This is a genomic window from Desulfoscipio geothermicus DSM 3669, from assembly GCF_900115975.1.
GTDB classification, from domain to species: Bacteria; Bacillota; Desulfotomaculia; order Desulfotomaculales; family Desulfallaceae; genus Desulfoscipio; species Desulfoscipio geothermicus.
Map to the genome: position 1 here is coordinate 71224 of NZ_FOYM01000001.1, position 13586 is coordinate 84809.

A 13586-nucleotide genomic window follows, 5' to 3' on the forward strand; every position below is an offset into this window, starting at 1 on the left:
GCCCCCTATTTTGGGAATTCAATTTCCACCACGGCACCGTCATCGTTATACATCAATATGTTTCCCTCAAGCGTTTCGGTAACCAGTGCCCGGGTGATTTGCAACCCCAAATTAGCGCTTGTCTCCTGGTCGAAATCCGGCGGGAACCCCCTACCGTTATCCCTGATTACTATCTTTACGTTGGACATATGGTTTTCTATAAACACTGATATCTTACCGGCAGAGTTTTCCGGAAAAGCATACTTAATTGAATTTTGCATAATTTCATTAACTATTATGGCTGTGGGTGTCGCCTGGTCCGAGTGGATGAAGATTTCTTCACCGCTGACTTCCACCGCTATTTCCTGCCCGGGCAGCAGCATGTTCTCCATTAGTATTTGCCCGATACGGCGGATGCACTCCCGTAAGCCTACAACCTCCGGAGACTCTCTGGAAAACATTTCGTGCACCAGGGCAATGCAACGAATACGATTAATACTTTCTTGAAAGGCCACTCTGGTTTCCTCTGACCGCACCCGTCTCATCTGCAGCCGCATCAAACTGGCAATTGTCTGGAGGTTGTTTTTAACCCTGTGATGTATTTCCTTGATTACCGCGGATTTGGCCATGAGTTGGCGGTCTTTTTTGCGCAGCTCCGTTATATCTCTTAAAAGGTATACTTTGCCGCGCAACTCGCCTTCAGCCAAAATCGGCAATGTTCTAACCAGCAAGACGCGGTTTTTGACCCGCACTTCATCGGCATCGGAGTCATTGTCAAACAACTGGCTCAGGCCCGGTACCCGTTCGGTAAGCTGTCTGACGGTTATACCGACAAAATTCACATCCTTGGAGTACTCCCGCAACAGATCGTGGGCAACGCGGTTGGCATAGGAGATTCTGCCGCCCGCATCTGCTATAAAAAGTGCATCGTGAATAAGAGTAGGCAGCACTTCCTCCACATTGGCCAGGTTCAACAGGGTATCGGTAAGTTTCTGGGTGGTTTGAGAGAGAAACTCCACGGTTTTTTGCTGGTATACCTGGTACGAATTATCCCTTTCCATGATCAACACGGCAATTAGCCGGTTCTTGGCATTTTTAATCGGAGTTACCGTCTGAATTATGGGAACGCCCTCCTGGCTCAAACCCTGTACACCAGGTGTGGGCTCGCCTGTTTTGAAGGTTTGGAACACCGCCGGCTCATTACAGCTAAAAGCATATTCACCCACCACGCTGCCTTGATACAGGGACGGCGCAGTGCCGGGCTTGGCCTCGGCCACCACTATGGCGGCCCTGGAGTCCTTCGTCAATACATCAATAAAAATATCGGCCCCGGCCAGGTCTGCAAAATACTGCAGGTTATAGCGGAGATTTTCGAGAATTGCAATATCTTCATCGCTTATGCTGCTTCTCTCCCGGCAAAGATCCCTCAGAACTTGCGCGGAATCCATTACATCGACTGACAAAGCACTTCACCCACCCAAGATTTTCGGTCAAATGCGTATACACTGCTTTAGTTCCGTCAAACCGCTGCCGCCTTGGTGGCCACATCCTTTCCACAGAAAATCCCCTTTAAAAACAAATAAAAGCCCGCTTAGGCACGAAATGTTCTTTCGCACCCATTCAGGCTTCTTTGCCGTACTCAGGCTTCTTTGCTGTACCGGCTGTGCCGGCTTATTCTTTTTTTATATAATCACGATTCTACATAATTCTACAAAATTTTTGTTAATCCTTCTCGCCGGTCAAAAAAATTTTATAGTTTTTGACTTTATCAGTTTGTTAATAAAAAATCCTTGGCCACTTCGCTTATTTTGCGCTGCTGGTTCATACTTGTCCTGCGCAACATCCTGTAGGCCTCCTCCTCGCTGCAACCAGTCTTTTTTTGTAACATGGATTTGGTTTGGGCGATTAACGACCTGTCAGCCACCGCAGCGGATAAGCCTTTGATATCCGTGCGAAGTTTCCGCATTTCCAAAAACCTCTGGCGGGCAACTTCAAATGCCGGTTTTAATTTTTTCTTTTCCACCGGTTTTACCAAATAACCTAGGGCTCCACTGGCCATTGCCTTCTCGATGGTCCGGGGATCGCTGTAGGACGTAAGCAGCACCACCGGAGCCAACATTTCCCCGGAAATCATCCTTGTTGCAGCCAAACCGTTGGTGCCCGGCATTTTAATGTCCATCAACACAATATCAGGATGATATTTTTTAACTAATTCTATGGCTGTCGCCCCGTCACGGCATTCCCCCAAAACCCGGCACCCGATTTCCTCCAGCATTCGTTTAATGTCCATACGAATGATCGGCTCGTCTTCCGCCAGTACAACTCGCATATTTCCACCCCCGAAAAAACACGGACAGACCAGGATACCCGATACCCCGTCCACCCAATAAATAATATTTTCTATAAAATTATTTTTCTATTAACTATATATATATTCCTGCTGCCAATTCCACCCAGCCCGCAAAAAAGAGTCTACCCTGTTTAATGCCACAGTGCGTTTAATGTTGCTCGAAACACCCCTGGCTGTGATTTTCCCGGTTCAAGGGAGCAGGTATACTTTGACGTTCTTACGGCCCCAATTCAGCGCCCCGCCCCTGGTTTCCATAAATACATCAATCCGGTTACCCTTGATTTTACTCCCGATGTCCATGGCCCGGCAAAAACCGTAACCCTCCACATACAGCCTGCTGCCCAACGGTATTACCGACGGGTCCACCGCCACTATCCCCCGGTGGGGGGCTATGCCGGTATAAGTATTGTTTCCCGTATAAGTATAAGCGGTGGATTCCATGACAAATTCCCTGAGGTACCTGATTACCTGACCGCTTCGAGAAACGGTTTGCATAACACCCCGGTTCCGGGCGTTACCGGCGACCGGTGCAAATCTCATTTCGGTTTCCACCCGGTCCACCAGGTTCTCGTTACCCGCCCGGTAAAAATGCAACCGGCCCTGTTGTACCCACCTTACTTTATAGTCAAGAGCTTCAGCCAGAGGCCTGGCCGGCACATAGGTGCGGTTATCTTTTACAACGGGTGCCACATCCATGGTTTTCTGCATCAAGTTTATCGTGTATGCCCGCCGGCCCACAAACATGGATATTACCCTGTCCTCCCGCGTAATTTGTATTTCGCCGGGATGTATCCAGCGCATCGAACCACCCAACGCCTCAGCTACGGGCCTCGCCGGCACCATCAACCGGCCATCCTCATTGAACGGCGCCGCACCGGTGGTAACGGGCCGTCCGTCAACAAAAACCCTTATACCACCCGTCGTTGAAGCAGTTTGGGCTGCGGCGGCCAAAGCGGCACTAAAAAAAGCCGCCAGGGCCAACATTACGATAAACAGCTTTTTCACAGTCACATCAACCCCTCCACAAGTCATTCACATATAATACAGTTAAAATGTTTAATCTGTTTCTATATATATGAACACCGCCAAAGAATGGCCACCGTTTTACAACTTGATATGCTGATTAAGATTGGCGGTTAGCCCTAATATATTTGACAACATTTAGCTGGTTTCCTGTCTATTACCTGAAAAAAACCACAGCAATTCTCAGGTAAATGTTGCCACACTGAAGGCCTGTCAAGTTAATACCCGGCATGTTATACTTGTGTCGAGAACATATTAACACCAATGTATTGTTAATAATTGGGAGGGAATGCGAAGTGAGATACACGCAGGGAAAAACGGGCCGGGTTTTTGTGGCCCGGGTGGAACATGGCGACGACCTGCTGGCTGAATTAAATCAACTGGTGGAAAAAGAACAAATCTCCGCAGGGGTTTTTTTCGTCATCGGCGCCCTGAAAGAAGCCGCCCTGGTGGCGGGACCGGAAGAATGCACCCGCCCTCCGGTGCCGGTTTGGCGTGAGTTCAGTGATTGTCGGGAGCTTATCGGCACAGGCACCCTGTTCCCCGGCGACGGCGGAGAACCGGTATTCCACCTGCATGGAGTCACGGGCAAGGGCGACCTGACCCTCATGGGCTGCCTCCGGGGTGAATCCGAAGTGTACCTGGTGGCGGAGGTAATTATCCTGGAAATAACCGACAGCGGCGCCGTTAAAGAATTTGACCCGGCCAGTGGGCTTAAAATGTTGAACTTTCTGCCGGTGTGATATTTCGCACACCGTAAGCCGGGCAAGTTAACTGCCAAAGCCTCCTGGTTTCGTTATACTGCAGCCGTCTGTTTTAACCGGCGTTGATATAAAACAAGCAGGAGGTAGATAAACATGGATTTGTTCACCATAAAGAAATGCTTTGATTGCCCCAACCGGGTAACAGACCTGGACAACCTGGCCGGCAAACTACAGCGGGTACTGGCAGACTGCCGGTTCAACGAGCGCCGGGGCGCCCGGGTAAATACCAAACGGCCGCTGCACCACCAGATGTTTCACATCGCCCTGGCCGGCTGCCCCAATTCCTGCAGCCAACCCCAGATCAAGGATTTCGGCGTGCAGGGACAGGCCGTTCCGGAAGCGGGCGAAGGATGCAATAATTGCGGGGCCTGCGCCGGAGTCTGCCGGGAAGCGGCCATCGTTCTGACCGGGGAAAAAGCGGTTATTGACCGGGACGCCTGCCTGAACTGCGGCCAGTGCGTGCGGGCCTGTCCCACCGGCGCCATGCATGTTGAACGGTCGGGTTTTACTGTACTGGTGGGCGGTAAGCTGGGGCGCCACCCCCGCCTGGCCACGGAACTGCTTCCCCTGGCGAATGAAGACGAGGTGGCCGCTTGCCTGGCCCGCTGCGTTGATATTTTTTTGACTGAGGGCCGCCCGGGCGAAAGGTTTGGTAGTATAATAGAAAGAATAAATTTGTAATGCATAAATAATCAAAGAAGGGTAAATAAATGCAGCAATCCAAGGAAGAGCGCGTACACGAGGTATTTGAAACCATCTACCATAAATATGATTTCATGAATTCGGTGATCAGTTTCCAGCGGCATAAGGTCTGGCGCAAAGACACCATGCGACGCATGCGGGTGCAAAAGGGTCAGACGGCCCTGGACGTGTGCTGCGGCACCGCGGACTGGACCATCGCCCTGGCCGAGACAGTCGGGCCGGGCGGCAAGGTTTACGGGCTGGATTTCAGCCAAAACATGCTGAAAATCGGGCAAAACAAAGTGAACGCGAAAGGGTTGAAACAGGTGCAATTGGTTTATGGCAACGCCATGGACCTGCCATTTGAGGATAATTCCTTTGATTACGTGACCATAGGTTTCGGTTTGCGCAACGTGCCGGACTACCTGCAGGTGCTGCGGGAAATGCGACGGGTGGCCAGGCCGGGCGGCAAGGTGGTCTGTCTGGAAACCTCCCAGCCCACCACCCCGGGATTCCGGCAGCTTTACTTCGCGTATTTTCGCTTCGTTATGCCGGTACTGGGCAAACTGCTGGCCAAAAGCTACAACCAATACTCCTGGCTGCAGGAGTCGGCCAGGGATTTCCCCGGCCGCCGGGAACTGGCGGAAATGTTCCGGCAGGCCGGGCTGGTAAACGTTGAAGTAAAATCTTACGATGGCGGGGTGGCCGCCATGCACATGGGCACTAAACCGCAATAGAAAAAGGGGACAGGCCACTAGCGTTGCATAAAAAATATAGGCCAAATCAACTGGTATAATCTGGCTAAAGTGGCCCTATATTTTTATGCAAATATGCTAATTTCTTACATGTCGTTCTCCCTTTATTGGCTTAAAGTGCGGGAACACCCGGTTCTTCCAGCAAGGGGAGTAGTTTTTTCTCCGGTGCAGCTTGTGCAATGGCTAACCAGGCGGCTTCTTCCGGTTCCCGTGGTATGAACCTGCCGCCAAGAGCCAGGCGGGCCACATGGGTAAAGCGGGAGAGTATACGGCGGAAAATTTTCCGGGACAGGGCAGCCGTCCGCCTAATATCTGCCTGGGGTTGTTAAGTTGGGTTTCCTCTAGACCGGAGATTCCCTTCTTTATCCAACCACAGGCGGATGCCTTTTTCGTCCCTGTCAAAACGGTAAATTCGACCACCTACCGCTATGGAAGCGTTCTCAAAGACATAACCCACGGTAACCACGGCTGCCGGGCCGGCCACCACCCTGGTAGGTGTCCCAACTTTAGAGCCTACTTTCCCCAGATGCACATCTCCACCGGCCTGGATCTCACCCCCACGAAATAAACCGGATATAGTTACCTCCTTACCAGCCTGGATTCGTGAATTGTAACAACCACTGCCCACCACCCGCACATCGCCGGTTGCTATAATAGTAGAATTGAGAATGCTTGACGCCACTACGTCACTTTCTGAAGATGGCAGACACGTAAAGGCCTGTTTCCATTCCACAGCCCGTTTGGCCAGTGTTTCCACCTCCCGAAGGTCATGTGCGGCTAAAGGGGTATGAACCACTACCCGTTCAACTTCCCGAATAAACTCGTCCAGGCTTTCACCGGCCAATTCCGGGGGCATAATTTTAACTTGACTCTTAAAGGTATTAACCACAGCGGGAAGATGACGAAATTTTCCCTCCAACAGCAACTTTACCAGCGGACCGATTCCGCGTTTAAGATCGCCCTGCTTGAACGCAGGGTGACTCAGCAGCTGCCGAATAGCCATGACCATCTTTTGCAAGCCGTTTGCCAGGGCATGAATCTCCGGCAAAATACCTTGTAGAAAGGCAGAAGTCCCTCCTGCGGCTATTACTGATGAAAAAATATTTCCCCTGATCAGGATGGAACCCGTGGCTTGAACCCTCGCCCCGGAAACCAGCCCCGCCACATTTACATTTCCATCCGCTTCTACCTTCATCCCTTCTTCCACATTACCGGTAATTTGGATATCTCCTTTAAAGACAATATTACCGGAAGCAAGGTCTACATTACCATTATGAACCAATTGAGGTAATACACTTACCTTCACCAAATTACGCCGGCGAGAGGCCACGGGACGCCCGGCCCGGGCCGCCACGACCCGTTCACCATCTCCTGTTAGCACCGCTCCTTCACCTGCAGAAAGGCTAAAGTCCCGAGGCGATACCGGTACAATTACGTCACCCTTGACGCTGGTACCAGGACGCCCCGGCGTAGGCGGGTGTTTGACAGCCAGGATTTCCCCCGCCTCCACCGAAGTAAAAACATACTGTTCCCGAAAATCCAGCGTTTCGGTTTCCTCTTTCGGCACAGGTACCTTGGGTTTAGAAGAAAAAAGCAATTCCAACCGGCCGTCTTTCCCTGGTATCGCCGGAACACCTTGAGCGATAACCACCTCCTCTTCAGCGCAGGATGTAACACTGCGCAAGCATGCTTCCCAGTTTACGCCATGATTAATCCCCAGCCGGGATAATTCTTGTAATAGTTCGTCCCATGCAAGTACCGGAAGTCGTTCTTCCCGCTCCACTACCGCCAGTTGTAGTTTTTGGGCAGGGGGGAGGTCCGCCAATTCCCGGTAAACTACCATAGCAGGGCGGATACGCAATATTGCCTGTAGGCCATCGGGGGAAACAGTCACAGACCATTCGCCTTCTCTTCGCTCATTCACCGTTTCCACCCGAACCACATCCTTCATGCATACGGGGGTGAGTTGAGTGCGTTCCTCGCCGTTGACAATCAACCTGATCCCCGGGCAAGGTATCACTAACGGATAGGGTCCCTCCGGTCGGTGCCGGACAACAAGGCGCCCCTGTTTCACAAAAGCATATGGACCCACCGCTTCTCCGTCCGAAAAAGCATTGTCCGCTCCACTCGCTGTTGCTGCGGGGGAACCCCGGGTAATCTCCTCTTTCATTAGGAACTCACCTCCTGCTAAGCATTGGGATTAGACTCCAATATTTCCAGTACTTTAAAAAAACCTATCATTTCCAGGTCTTCTCGAATAAAATCGGGGATGTTAACAATTCTCAGGGTGCGCCCCTGCCTGTACAGGTATCTGGCCTGGCTCAGGAGCATTCCCGCCCCGGAAGAGTCTATGAACAGAAGTCCCTGCAGATCTATCTCCACCACTTCCTCCGGATGTCGCTGAATTTCCTGTTGCAACTGCTCCACGTTGCTGAAATCCAGTTCTCCTTCCAGCTCCAGTGTTACCATTCCTTTCTGTTGCCGGATTCTAATCTCCACTCCTTTCACCTGCCTTTCCTGTCACCTTCATCACAACCAGTGTCACGTCATCCTTTTGAGAAAAACCGCGGGTAAATGTCTCCAGGTCAGATAAAATATTTTGTTTCATCCTGTCTGCATCAGCGCCATTCTGAAGGCGAACTATCTCCTTCAATCGTTCCTGCCCGTACCTCTGCCCGCCTAGGCCAGATGCTTCCACAAGTCCATCGGTATATAGCACCACCGCATCTCCGGCGGCAAGAAAAAATTCCTCCGCCCCCGACCCAAGGTAATCCTCCAACAGGCCCAAGGCAACTCCCCGGCACTGGGCCACTCTCACCCTACCGTTAGATAGAAGGAGGGGAGGGTGGTGCCCCGCATTGACACAGGTGAGGCGTCCAGCTATCCCGTCGTAACACAGCAGGCATAGGGTGGCAAAAGCCCCGCATTTCCGCAGTTCATACCCTCCCACCTTGTTTAACCGGCGCACCACCTCCAGAGGATGGGGATTAATCCTGGCACACTCCCGGAGCATATGGCAGATTGTTTCCATCAGCCGGGCCGCATGGAATCCTTTACCCATTACATCTCCGATGGCGGCAAACACGGTTCTCTTGTCGCAGGAGATAAACTCAAAAAAATCTCCACCTACCTGTCCGGCAGGCAGGCTACACCCACTACCTTCCAACCCGCAAGCCTTTATTATTTTCCCATTCCCTGTGATCACTTCTCTCATCCTGCTCCTACCTCTCTTCTCCGGCCGGAGCGGTGTTTTGCGCCAGGAGCCTGTCCAACCCTACCAACTGCATCACCTCCGCCACATCAGGTTGCGGCCTTAAAATCAGCATCCGGCCTCCTTTTTGCCGCCAGTCGTTATTAATGTCCAGCAAACTTTTCAAACCGGTGGAATCAACGAAAGAAACGCCTGACAGGTCAACTTCCAGCGTGTGTTCCCCCACTTTCCCAACAACCTCTTGCAATTGCGCTATCGTTTCCATGTCTAATTCGCCGTTTAGCACAACCCGGCACACTCCACGGGCAACGTAAACATCTACTTTCAGCAATAACATTACCTTCCTTCATTGGTATTGTTTTAACCTATCTGCAGGCCCAATGCCAAAGTCCAGGGCCAGGGCGGTACCTGACGGTGCTGTATTAAGGTAGAGGTAGTCCGCATAGTAGAGCATCAGGGTAAATCCACACCCCATGGAATTCTTGGTTGAATAATGTTGCATCAGCGTTGCCCGGGCTAATTCGCTGGTTTTAATTCCCGGACCCCGGTCCCGCACAATAATCCTGACTGCATCCCCTGACTGTCTGGCTTGCCAGCAACCGCCCCCCGCATGCTTAAGAGTATTTGTCAGCGCCTCTGACAAGCACAAGGCAATAGCATGCCGCTTGCGGCTGTCGAGAGCAGGTAAAGCTTCCCGTATTGCTCGGCGGGCTTCCGGAAGGTCATGGGTCTGCCGGACTTCACCCTTGGCCAGCTCTGCCCCTTCTGAGACCACTTTCTCCATCTCTTTACCATTCGCCAGGTATAACCGGCCCCCCGTTACCGCCGCTATGGCATCCCGGTAAGCCTGCATCTCCTGCCGGTGCATCCTTCTCTCCTTTTCAATCACCTCGGTGATGTCAAAGGCCAACAGTCCACCGCTCCTGTAATCGAAAGGAACCCCGTGAAGGTCAAACACCTTTTGCCCGTCAGCGCTAATGATCACCTCGCGCCGGTGTTCGGCCTGGCGGGTAGCCTGGCGCATCAGTTTTTCCGCTTCTTCCATGGGCAGATCCAGGTCAGCCTGACCTGAAAGGTAGCGGAAGCGCCCCCCTTCATATTTCATCACCTTCCCCACCCTGAGAGCGTTAATTAGTTCGGATTTCTCCACTTCAGCCAGCAGTTTTTCCCTGACTAGGTCCTGAAGGTGCTCCGGTAAGTGCCTGGTAATCTCCTGTACCAGCTCGCCGGCGCTTCCGGCCAGCAACTGGTACTCATCGCTGTTAAGCCGGCTGGCAGTCCCCTGCCTCCGGTGGACACATATGATGTCAAACAGGCGGACGTTATTTTTACCCCTGAAAGGTACTCCGGCTACCTCGACCCACAAACTTTCCTGCAGCCTGATTACATACCGGCCCGGAACTGGAGCTTCCGTTTCCAGCCCAAATCCCGTGGTATTAAACACCAGAATGTGTGCCGGATACTGCTTGCCATGCTCATCTTCCAGTAATACCCGGACAGGCGGTGAAAGCACCCGGCGGAGGGGGCCCTGCTGAATAAAGTACTTGCAATCTACACAAGGACGGCCTGGTTCTTTCTTCGCGCATTCAAGACACCGTCGCATTTTTTCACCCCCTTTCTGCCTGTCGGCCCCTCCCGGCTGCATTTCCTTTAAATTGCCACAATATTACCAGCAAACGGTCCAGCCATTGGCTCTGGGCGTATACCAGCGGATGTGACAACGTGATATATGAATCCGCCAATTGAGCAAGCCATTGTTTTTCATTGTCTATCTGCCTTTCCAGCCTGGCCGGGTCGCGATAGGTGGCGGTCTGCCAAAAGGGCTCTTCCGCCAGAGCCGCCACCAGCTTCGGGTCGAACTGGGAACCAGCACCCTGATAGACTTCTTCCAGCGCTTCATATATTTTTAAAGGCAAGCGGTAAGGACGTAAGGAAATCATGGCATCCATGGCATCGGCCAGGACAATGACCCGTGCGCGCCAGGGGATCCGTTCTCCCCTCAGCCCCTCATATCCCTTTCCATCCCACCTTTCGTGATGATAGCGGACCATTTCCACCAGGGACGTGTCCACTCCCATTCCTTCTATTATGGAGGCACCCCGCAAGGGGTGTTCCTTTAATTCAGTCCATTCCCCCTTTGTAAGGGGTCCTGGCTTATCGATAATTTCGCGTTTAACAAACATCTTTCCCACATCGTGGAGGAGTGCCCCGGCTATCACGGTTTCCCGATCTTGTTCGTCCAGGCGAAGTAAAGTGCATATTCTCAAAGAGAGATTTGCAACGTTGGCACTGTGAAGAAATAATCCCGGCCAGGATTTTTTCATCGTTCTTAACAGGTTGTTAACTCCCGTTGTATCCACAGGAACCGCCCCTTTTTTAACTTTTTCCCTTCATTTACACCTGAATATAGGTAGATATACTTGTAAGAAAAAACGGCAGCCTACTAGCTGCCGCAATAAAGAATACTTTAAAACAATAACAAAACCTTTATCGCGGCAACCTGGCAGTCATACCCTCAAGGGCTACAGACCCATGGCTTTGCGCCCCACCCTTTCGAGTGGTTTGCCTTTGGCACAATAAAGTTTTAAATTATAAAAGTTTGAGGTCATATTACGGCTAGAACCCAGAAGATTTCCTGGAAGGGTAAAACGTTCAGCCGTTAAAGTGTATTGTTCATGGGAAAAATAAAGAGGAGAAAAATAAGCTAACAAGTCCGTGAGTAAAAACTATTATGATGCGCCTCGTTAGCAACTGAAAGGAGCGAATAGACAATCTGGGTAGGCAATTTAAAAGGGTGGGTGAATAATGGAATTTCCTAGAAAGCTCAGAAGCTCTAACAACCAAAATGGAAAGAATACAGCAATGGAAAATTTTGGTAATTATTACATAAATTACCCCCCCCCCCCCCCGAACATATGTTTATTATGGATCCTTTGTTTCATAATATCAACCTTCACTCCTGTATATTTAGTAATATAATTACATCTAGTTTTTAAATTTCCTCTAAAAAAATCGACTAAATTATACATTATGCAGCCGCTCATCTTCTTTATTGCCTAAAATGGCATCCATACTGCATAATGATTGTCAGAAGCCGTTAGAATTTGTAGCGACAATAAAACCGCGTTCGACAGCAACTTTTCTTCGTCTTTTATCTTGGCCTGATCCAGCTTGGGATGGCCTTTTCTTGTCGGTTTTCAGGTATCTCCCGTGGGCACTAAACAAACTTCCACGGGCATAATCTGCGTTCCAGGTAATCCAGGGCCATGTAAATGATAAAGCCCAGCAGGCCCATGGCGATGATGCCGGCGAACATCTCCCGGTAGGCGTACCGCGACCAGGCGTCCAGCAGGTAATACCCCAGCCCTTCCTGGCTGACGATGGTTTCCGAGAAAAATAAAACGGCAATGGCCGTCCCCGAGGCTACGCGCAGCGCGGTGAGCATCTCGGGCAGCACCGCCGGCCACACCACGTGCTTGTAAATATCCCACCGACCGGCCCCCAGGGATTTAACGGAGTTTATAACACCGGCATTAATTCCCCGGGCGGCGTCCCTTATCGGCACCAGAATTTGAAAGAAAATCACCAGCGTGATCAATGCTATCTTGGATATATCTCCAATACCCAGCAGCACCATTAATACAGGCAGAAACACAATCTTGGGCACCGGGTAAACCAGGTAAACCAGGGGCGCCGCCAAGCGATCGAACCTTTCCTCCCTACCCAGCACCATACCGCAGGGCAGGGCCAGCGCCAGGGAGAGCAGTATGCTCAACACCACCCGGTAGCTGCTGATCAAGAAATGCCGCCACAAACCGGCCGGGATTTCCCTGACAAAAGTAATAAAGGCCGGCAGCGGACGGGGCAGGGCGGGACTGGCCAGCATCACGGCCAGCAGTTCCCAGCCCAGCAGCAGGAAAGCGATGGAAGCGGCTGTGGCCGCTGTTTTTTTTATATAGCCTCGTTCGTGCATGTGTCGAAACCATCCTAATTCAACTTTGGTGCCGCTTTAACTCCGCAACTCCGGTGCCGGGTGTTGAATTGTTGCCATTCCAGACACACCGGTTTATAAACCGCGCCTGTCACGGTATCAGTTTTTCCCGCAGGACGGTGGTCAGCGCGTGGAACTCCGGGGTTTTGCGGTAGCCGGGCTCGCCCACCCGCGGGTTTTCCACGATGTCCACCACCCGCCCGGGGTGTTCGGACAACACGATAATTATTTGCCCCAGAAATATGGCCTCTTCAATGCTGTGTGTCACCAGCACAACGGTCATGCGCTTTTTTTGCCATATATCCAGCAGCTGTTTCTGCAGCTTTTCCCGGGTCAGGGCATCCAGGGAAGAAAAGGGCTCGTCCATCAACAGCAGGTCGGGCTCCAGGGCCAGGGCGCGGGCAATGGCGACGCGCTGCCGCTGGCCGCCGCTAAGCTGTGAGGGGTAGCGATCCCGCATTTCCCACAGGCCCACCTCAAGAAGCACCCGCTGCACCCGAGCCGTTCTTTCCCGCCCGTTTATCCCCCTGATATCCAGACCCAGCCCCACATTGTCAAACACCTTTTTCCAGGGAAGCAGGCCGTAATCCTGTAAAATCAGCGCCGTTTGCCGGCGCAGCGGTTGCACCGGCTCATCATCAACCAGCACCCGGCCCGAAAATGACCCCAGCAAACCGGACAGCACGTAGAGCAGCGTGGATTTGCCACACCCCGAGGGGCCAATGAGGGCGCAGGTGCCACCCCGGGGAATCGCAAAGGAAACACCCCGCAAGGCCGGCACCTCTTTTCGTTGCTGCCGGTAGCTGACCGAAAGATTTTCTACATTGACCAT

The 13586-nt window shown here is 51.9% G+C and carries 14 protein-coding genes and 1 riboswitch; of the genes, 3 read left to right on the top strand and 11 right to left on the bottom strand.

The window, feature by feature from the left end; all coding sequences use genetic code 11:
- Nucleotides 1-5: 5 nt before the first annotated feature.
- The 3 genes from BM299_RS00330 to BM299_RS20140 all read right to left on the bottom strand — a co-directional run bounded on the left by BM299_RS00330 (nt 6) and on the right by BM299_RS20140 (nt 3340).
- Nucleotides 6-1442, bottom strand: coding sequence for a sensor histidine kinase (locus BM299_RS00330; protein WP_245779578.1), 1437 nt, complete (start codon nt 1440-1442; stop codon nt 6-8).
- Nucleotides 1443-1747: 305 nt separating this feature from the next.
- Nucleotides 1748-2308, bottom strand: coding sequence for an ANTAR domain-containing response regulator (locus tag BM299_RS00335; protein ID WP_092481472.1), 561 nt, complete (start codon nt 2306-2308; stop codon nt 1748-1750).
- 210 nt (nt 2309-2518) lie between these two features.
- On the bottom strand, nt 2519-3340 hold the full coding sequence (locus BM299_RS20140; protein ID WP_281246344.1) for a stalk domain-containing protein: 822 nt from the start codon (nt 3338-3340) through the stop codon (nt 2519-2521).
- Between the two features lie 308 nt (nt 3341-3648).
- On the opposite strand from BM299_RS20140, the gene BM299_RS00345 reads away from it, so the two are divergent.
- From BM299_RS00345 to menG, 3 genes are all read left to right on the top strand, one after another.
- Complete coding sequence (locus BM299_RS00345) at nt 3649-4095, top strand: PPC domain-containing DNA-binding protein (RefSeq protein WP_092481473.1); 447 nt, start codon at nt 3649-3651, stop codon at nt 4093-4095.
- A gap of 114 nt (nt 4096-4209) precedes the next feature.
- The gene (locus BM299_RS00350) at nt 4210-4797 is read left to right on the top strand and encodes a 4Fe-4S binding protein (RefSeq protein ID WP_092481474.1); all 588 of its coding nucleotides are present in this window, start codon (nt 4210-4212) and stop codon (nt 4795-4797) included.
- 29 nt (nt 4798-4826) lie between these two features.
- Nucleotides 4827-5534: a demethylmenaquinone methyltransferase gene (gene menG / locus BM299_RS00355; protein WP_092481475.1), complete on the top strand. Its 708-nt coding sequence runs from the start codon at nt 4827-4829 to the stop codon at nt 5532-5534.
- 343 nt (nt 5535-5877) lie between these two features.
- On the opposite strand, the gene BM299_RS00360 is transcribed toward menG, so the two are convergent.
- The 8 genes from BM299_RS00360 to BM299_RS00395 form a co-directional block, all read right to left on the bottom strand.
- Nucleotides 5878-7722, bottom strand: coding sequence for a FapA family protein (locus BM299_RS00360; RefSeq protein WP_092481476.1), 1845 nt, complete (start codon nt 7720-7722; stop codon nt 5878-5880).
- 17 nt (nt 7723-7739) lie between these two features.
- Entirely contained in the window at nt 7740-8051 is a 312-nt protein-coding gene (locus BM299_RS00365) for an STAS domain-containing protein (RefSeq protein WP_245779579.1), read from the bottom strand.
- Nucleotides 8041-8766 carry a PP2C family protein-serine/threonine phosphatase gene (locus BM299_RS00370; protein WP_092481478.1) on the bottom strand — a complete coding sequence of 242 codons (726 nt, stop codon included), beginning with the start codon at nt 8764-8766 and terminating at the stop codon, nt 8041-8043. The genes BM299_RS00365 and BM299_RS00370 overlap by 11 nt, the downstream gene beginning before the upstream one ends.
- Nucleotides 8767-8773: 7 nt before the next feature.
- Nucleotides 8774-9094 (bottom strand): STAS domain-containing protein, encoded by a 321-nt coding sequence (locus BM299_RS00375; RefSeq protein ID WP_092481669.1) that lies wholly within the window; start codon nt 9092-9094, stop codon nt 8774-8776.
- 15 nt (nt 9095-9109) lie between these two features.
- A complete protein-coding gene (locus BM299_RS00380; protein WP_092481479.1) occupies nt 9110-10366 on the bottom strand; it encodes an ATP-binding protein in 1257 nt (418 codons plus the stop codon).
- A 4-nt stretch (nt 10367-10370) separates the two neighbouring features.
- A complete protein-coding gene (locus BM299_RS00385) occupies nt 10371-11123 on the bottom strand; it encodes an HD domain-containing phosphohydrolase (RefSeq protein ID WP_131820589.1) in 753 nt (250 codons plus the stop codon).
- A 131-nt stretch (nt 11124-11254) separates the two neighbouring features.
- A riboswitch (cyclic di-GMP riboswitch) is annotated at nt 11255-11340 on the bottom strand.
- 640 nt (nt 11341-11980) lie between these two features.
- Complete coding sequence (locus BM299_RS00390; protein ID WP_092481481.1) at nt 11981-12736, bottom strand: ABC transporter permease; 756 nt, start codon at nt 12734-12736, stop codon at nt 11981-11983.
- A gap of 109 nt (nt 12737-12845) precedes the next feature.
- Nucleotides 12846-13586 (bottom strand): ABC transporter ATP-binding protein, encoded by a 741-nt coding sequence (locus BM299_RS00395; RefSeq protein ID WP_092481670.1) that lies wholly within the window; start codon nt 13584-13586, stop codon nt 12846-12848.

Excerpts from the sequence above, each read along its gene's own strand:
- BM299_RS00335 (WP_092481472.1), bottom strand. The coding sequence starts at position 2,308 with ATGCGAGTTGTACTGGCGGAAGACGAGCCGATCATTCGTATGGACATT.
- BM299_RS00350 (WP_092481474.1), top strand. The coding sequence starts at position 4,210 with ATGGATTTGTTCACCATAAAGAAATGCTTTGATTGCCCCAACCGGGTA.
- menG (WP_092481475.1), top strand. The coding sequence starts at position 4,827 with ATGCAGCAATCCAAGGAAGAGCGCGTACACGAGGTATTTGAAACCATC.
- BM299_RS00360 (WP_092481476.1), bottom strand. The coding sequence starts at position 7,722 with ATGAAAGAGGAGATTACCCGGGGTTCCCCCGCAGCAACAGCGAGTGGA.
- BM299_RS00370 (WP_092481478.1), bottom strand. The coding sequence starts at position 8,766 with ATGAGAGAAGTGATCACAGGGAATGGGAAAATAATAAAGGCTTGCGGG.
- BM299_RS00380 (WP_092481479.1), bottom strand. The coding sequence starts at position 10,366 with ATGCGACGGTGTCTTGAATGCGCGAAGAAAGAACCAGGCCGTCCTTGT.
- BM299_RS00390 (WP_092481481.1), bottom strand. The coding sequence starts at position 12,736 with ATGCACGAACGAGGCTATATAAAAAAAACAGCGGCCACAGCCGCTTCC.
- BM299_RS00395 (WP_092481670.1), bottom strand. The coding sequence starts at position 13,586 with ATGGTCAATGTAGAAAATCTTTCGGTCAGCTACCGGCAGCAACGAAAA.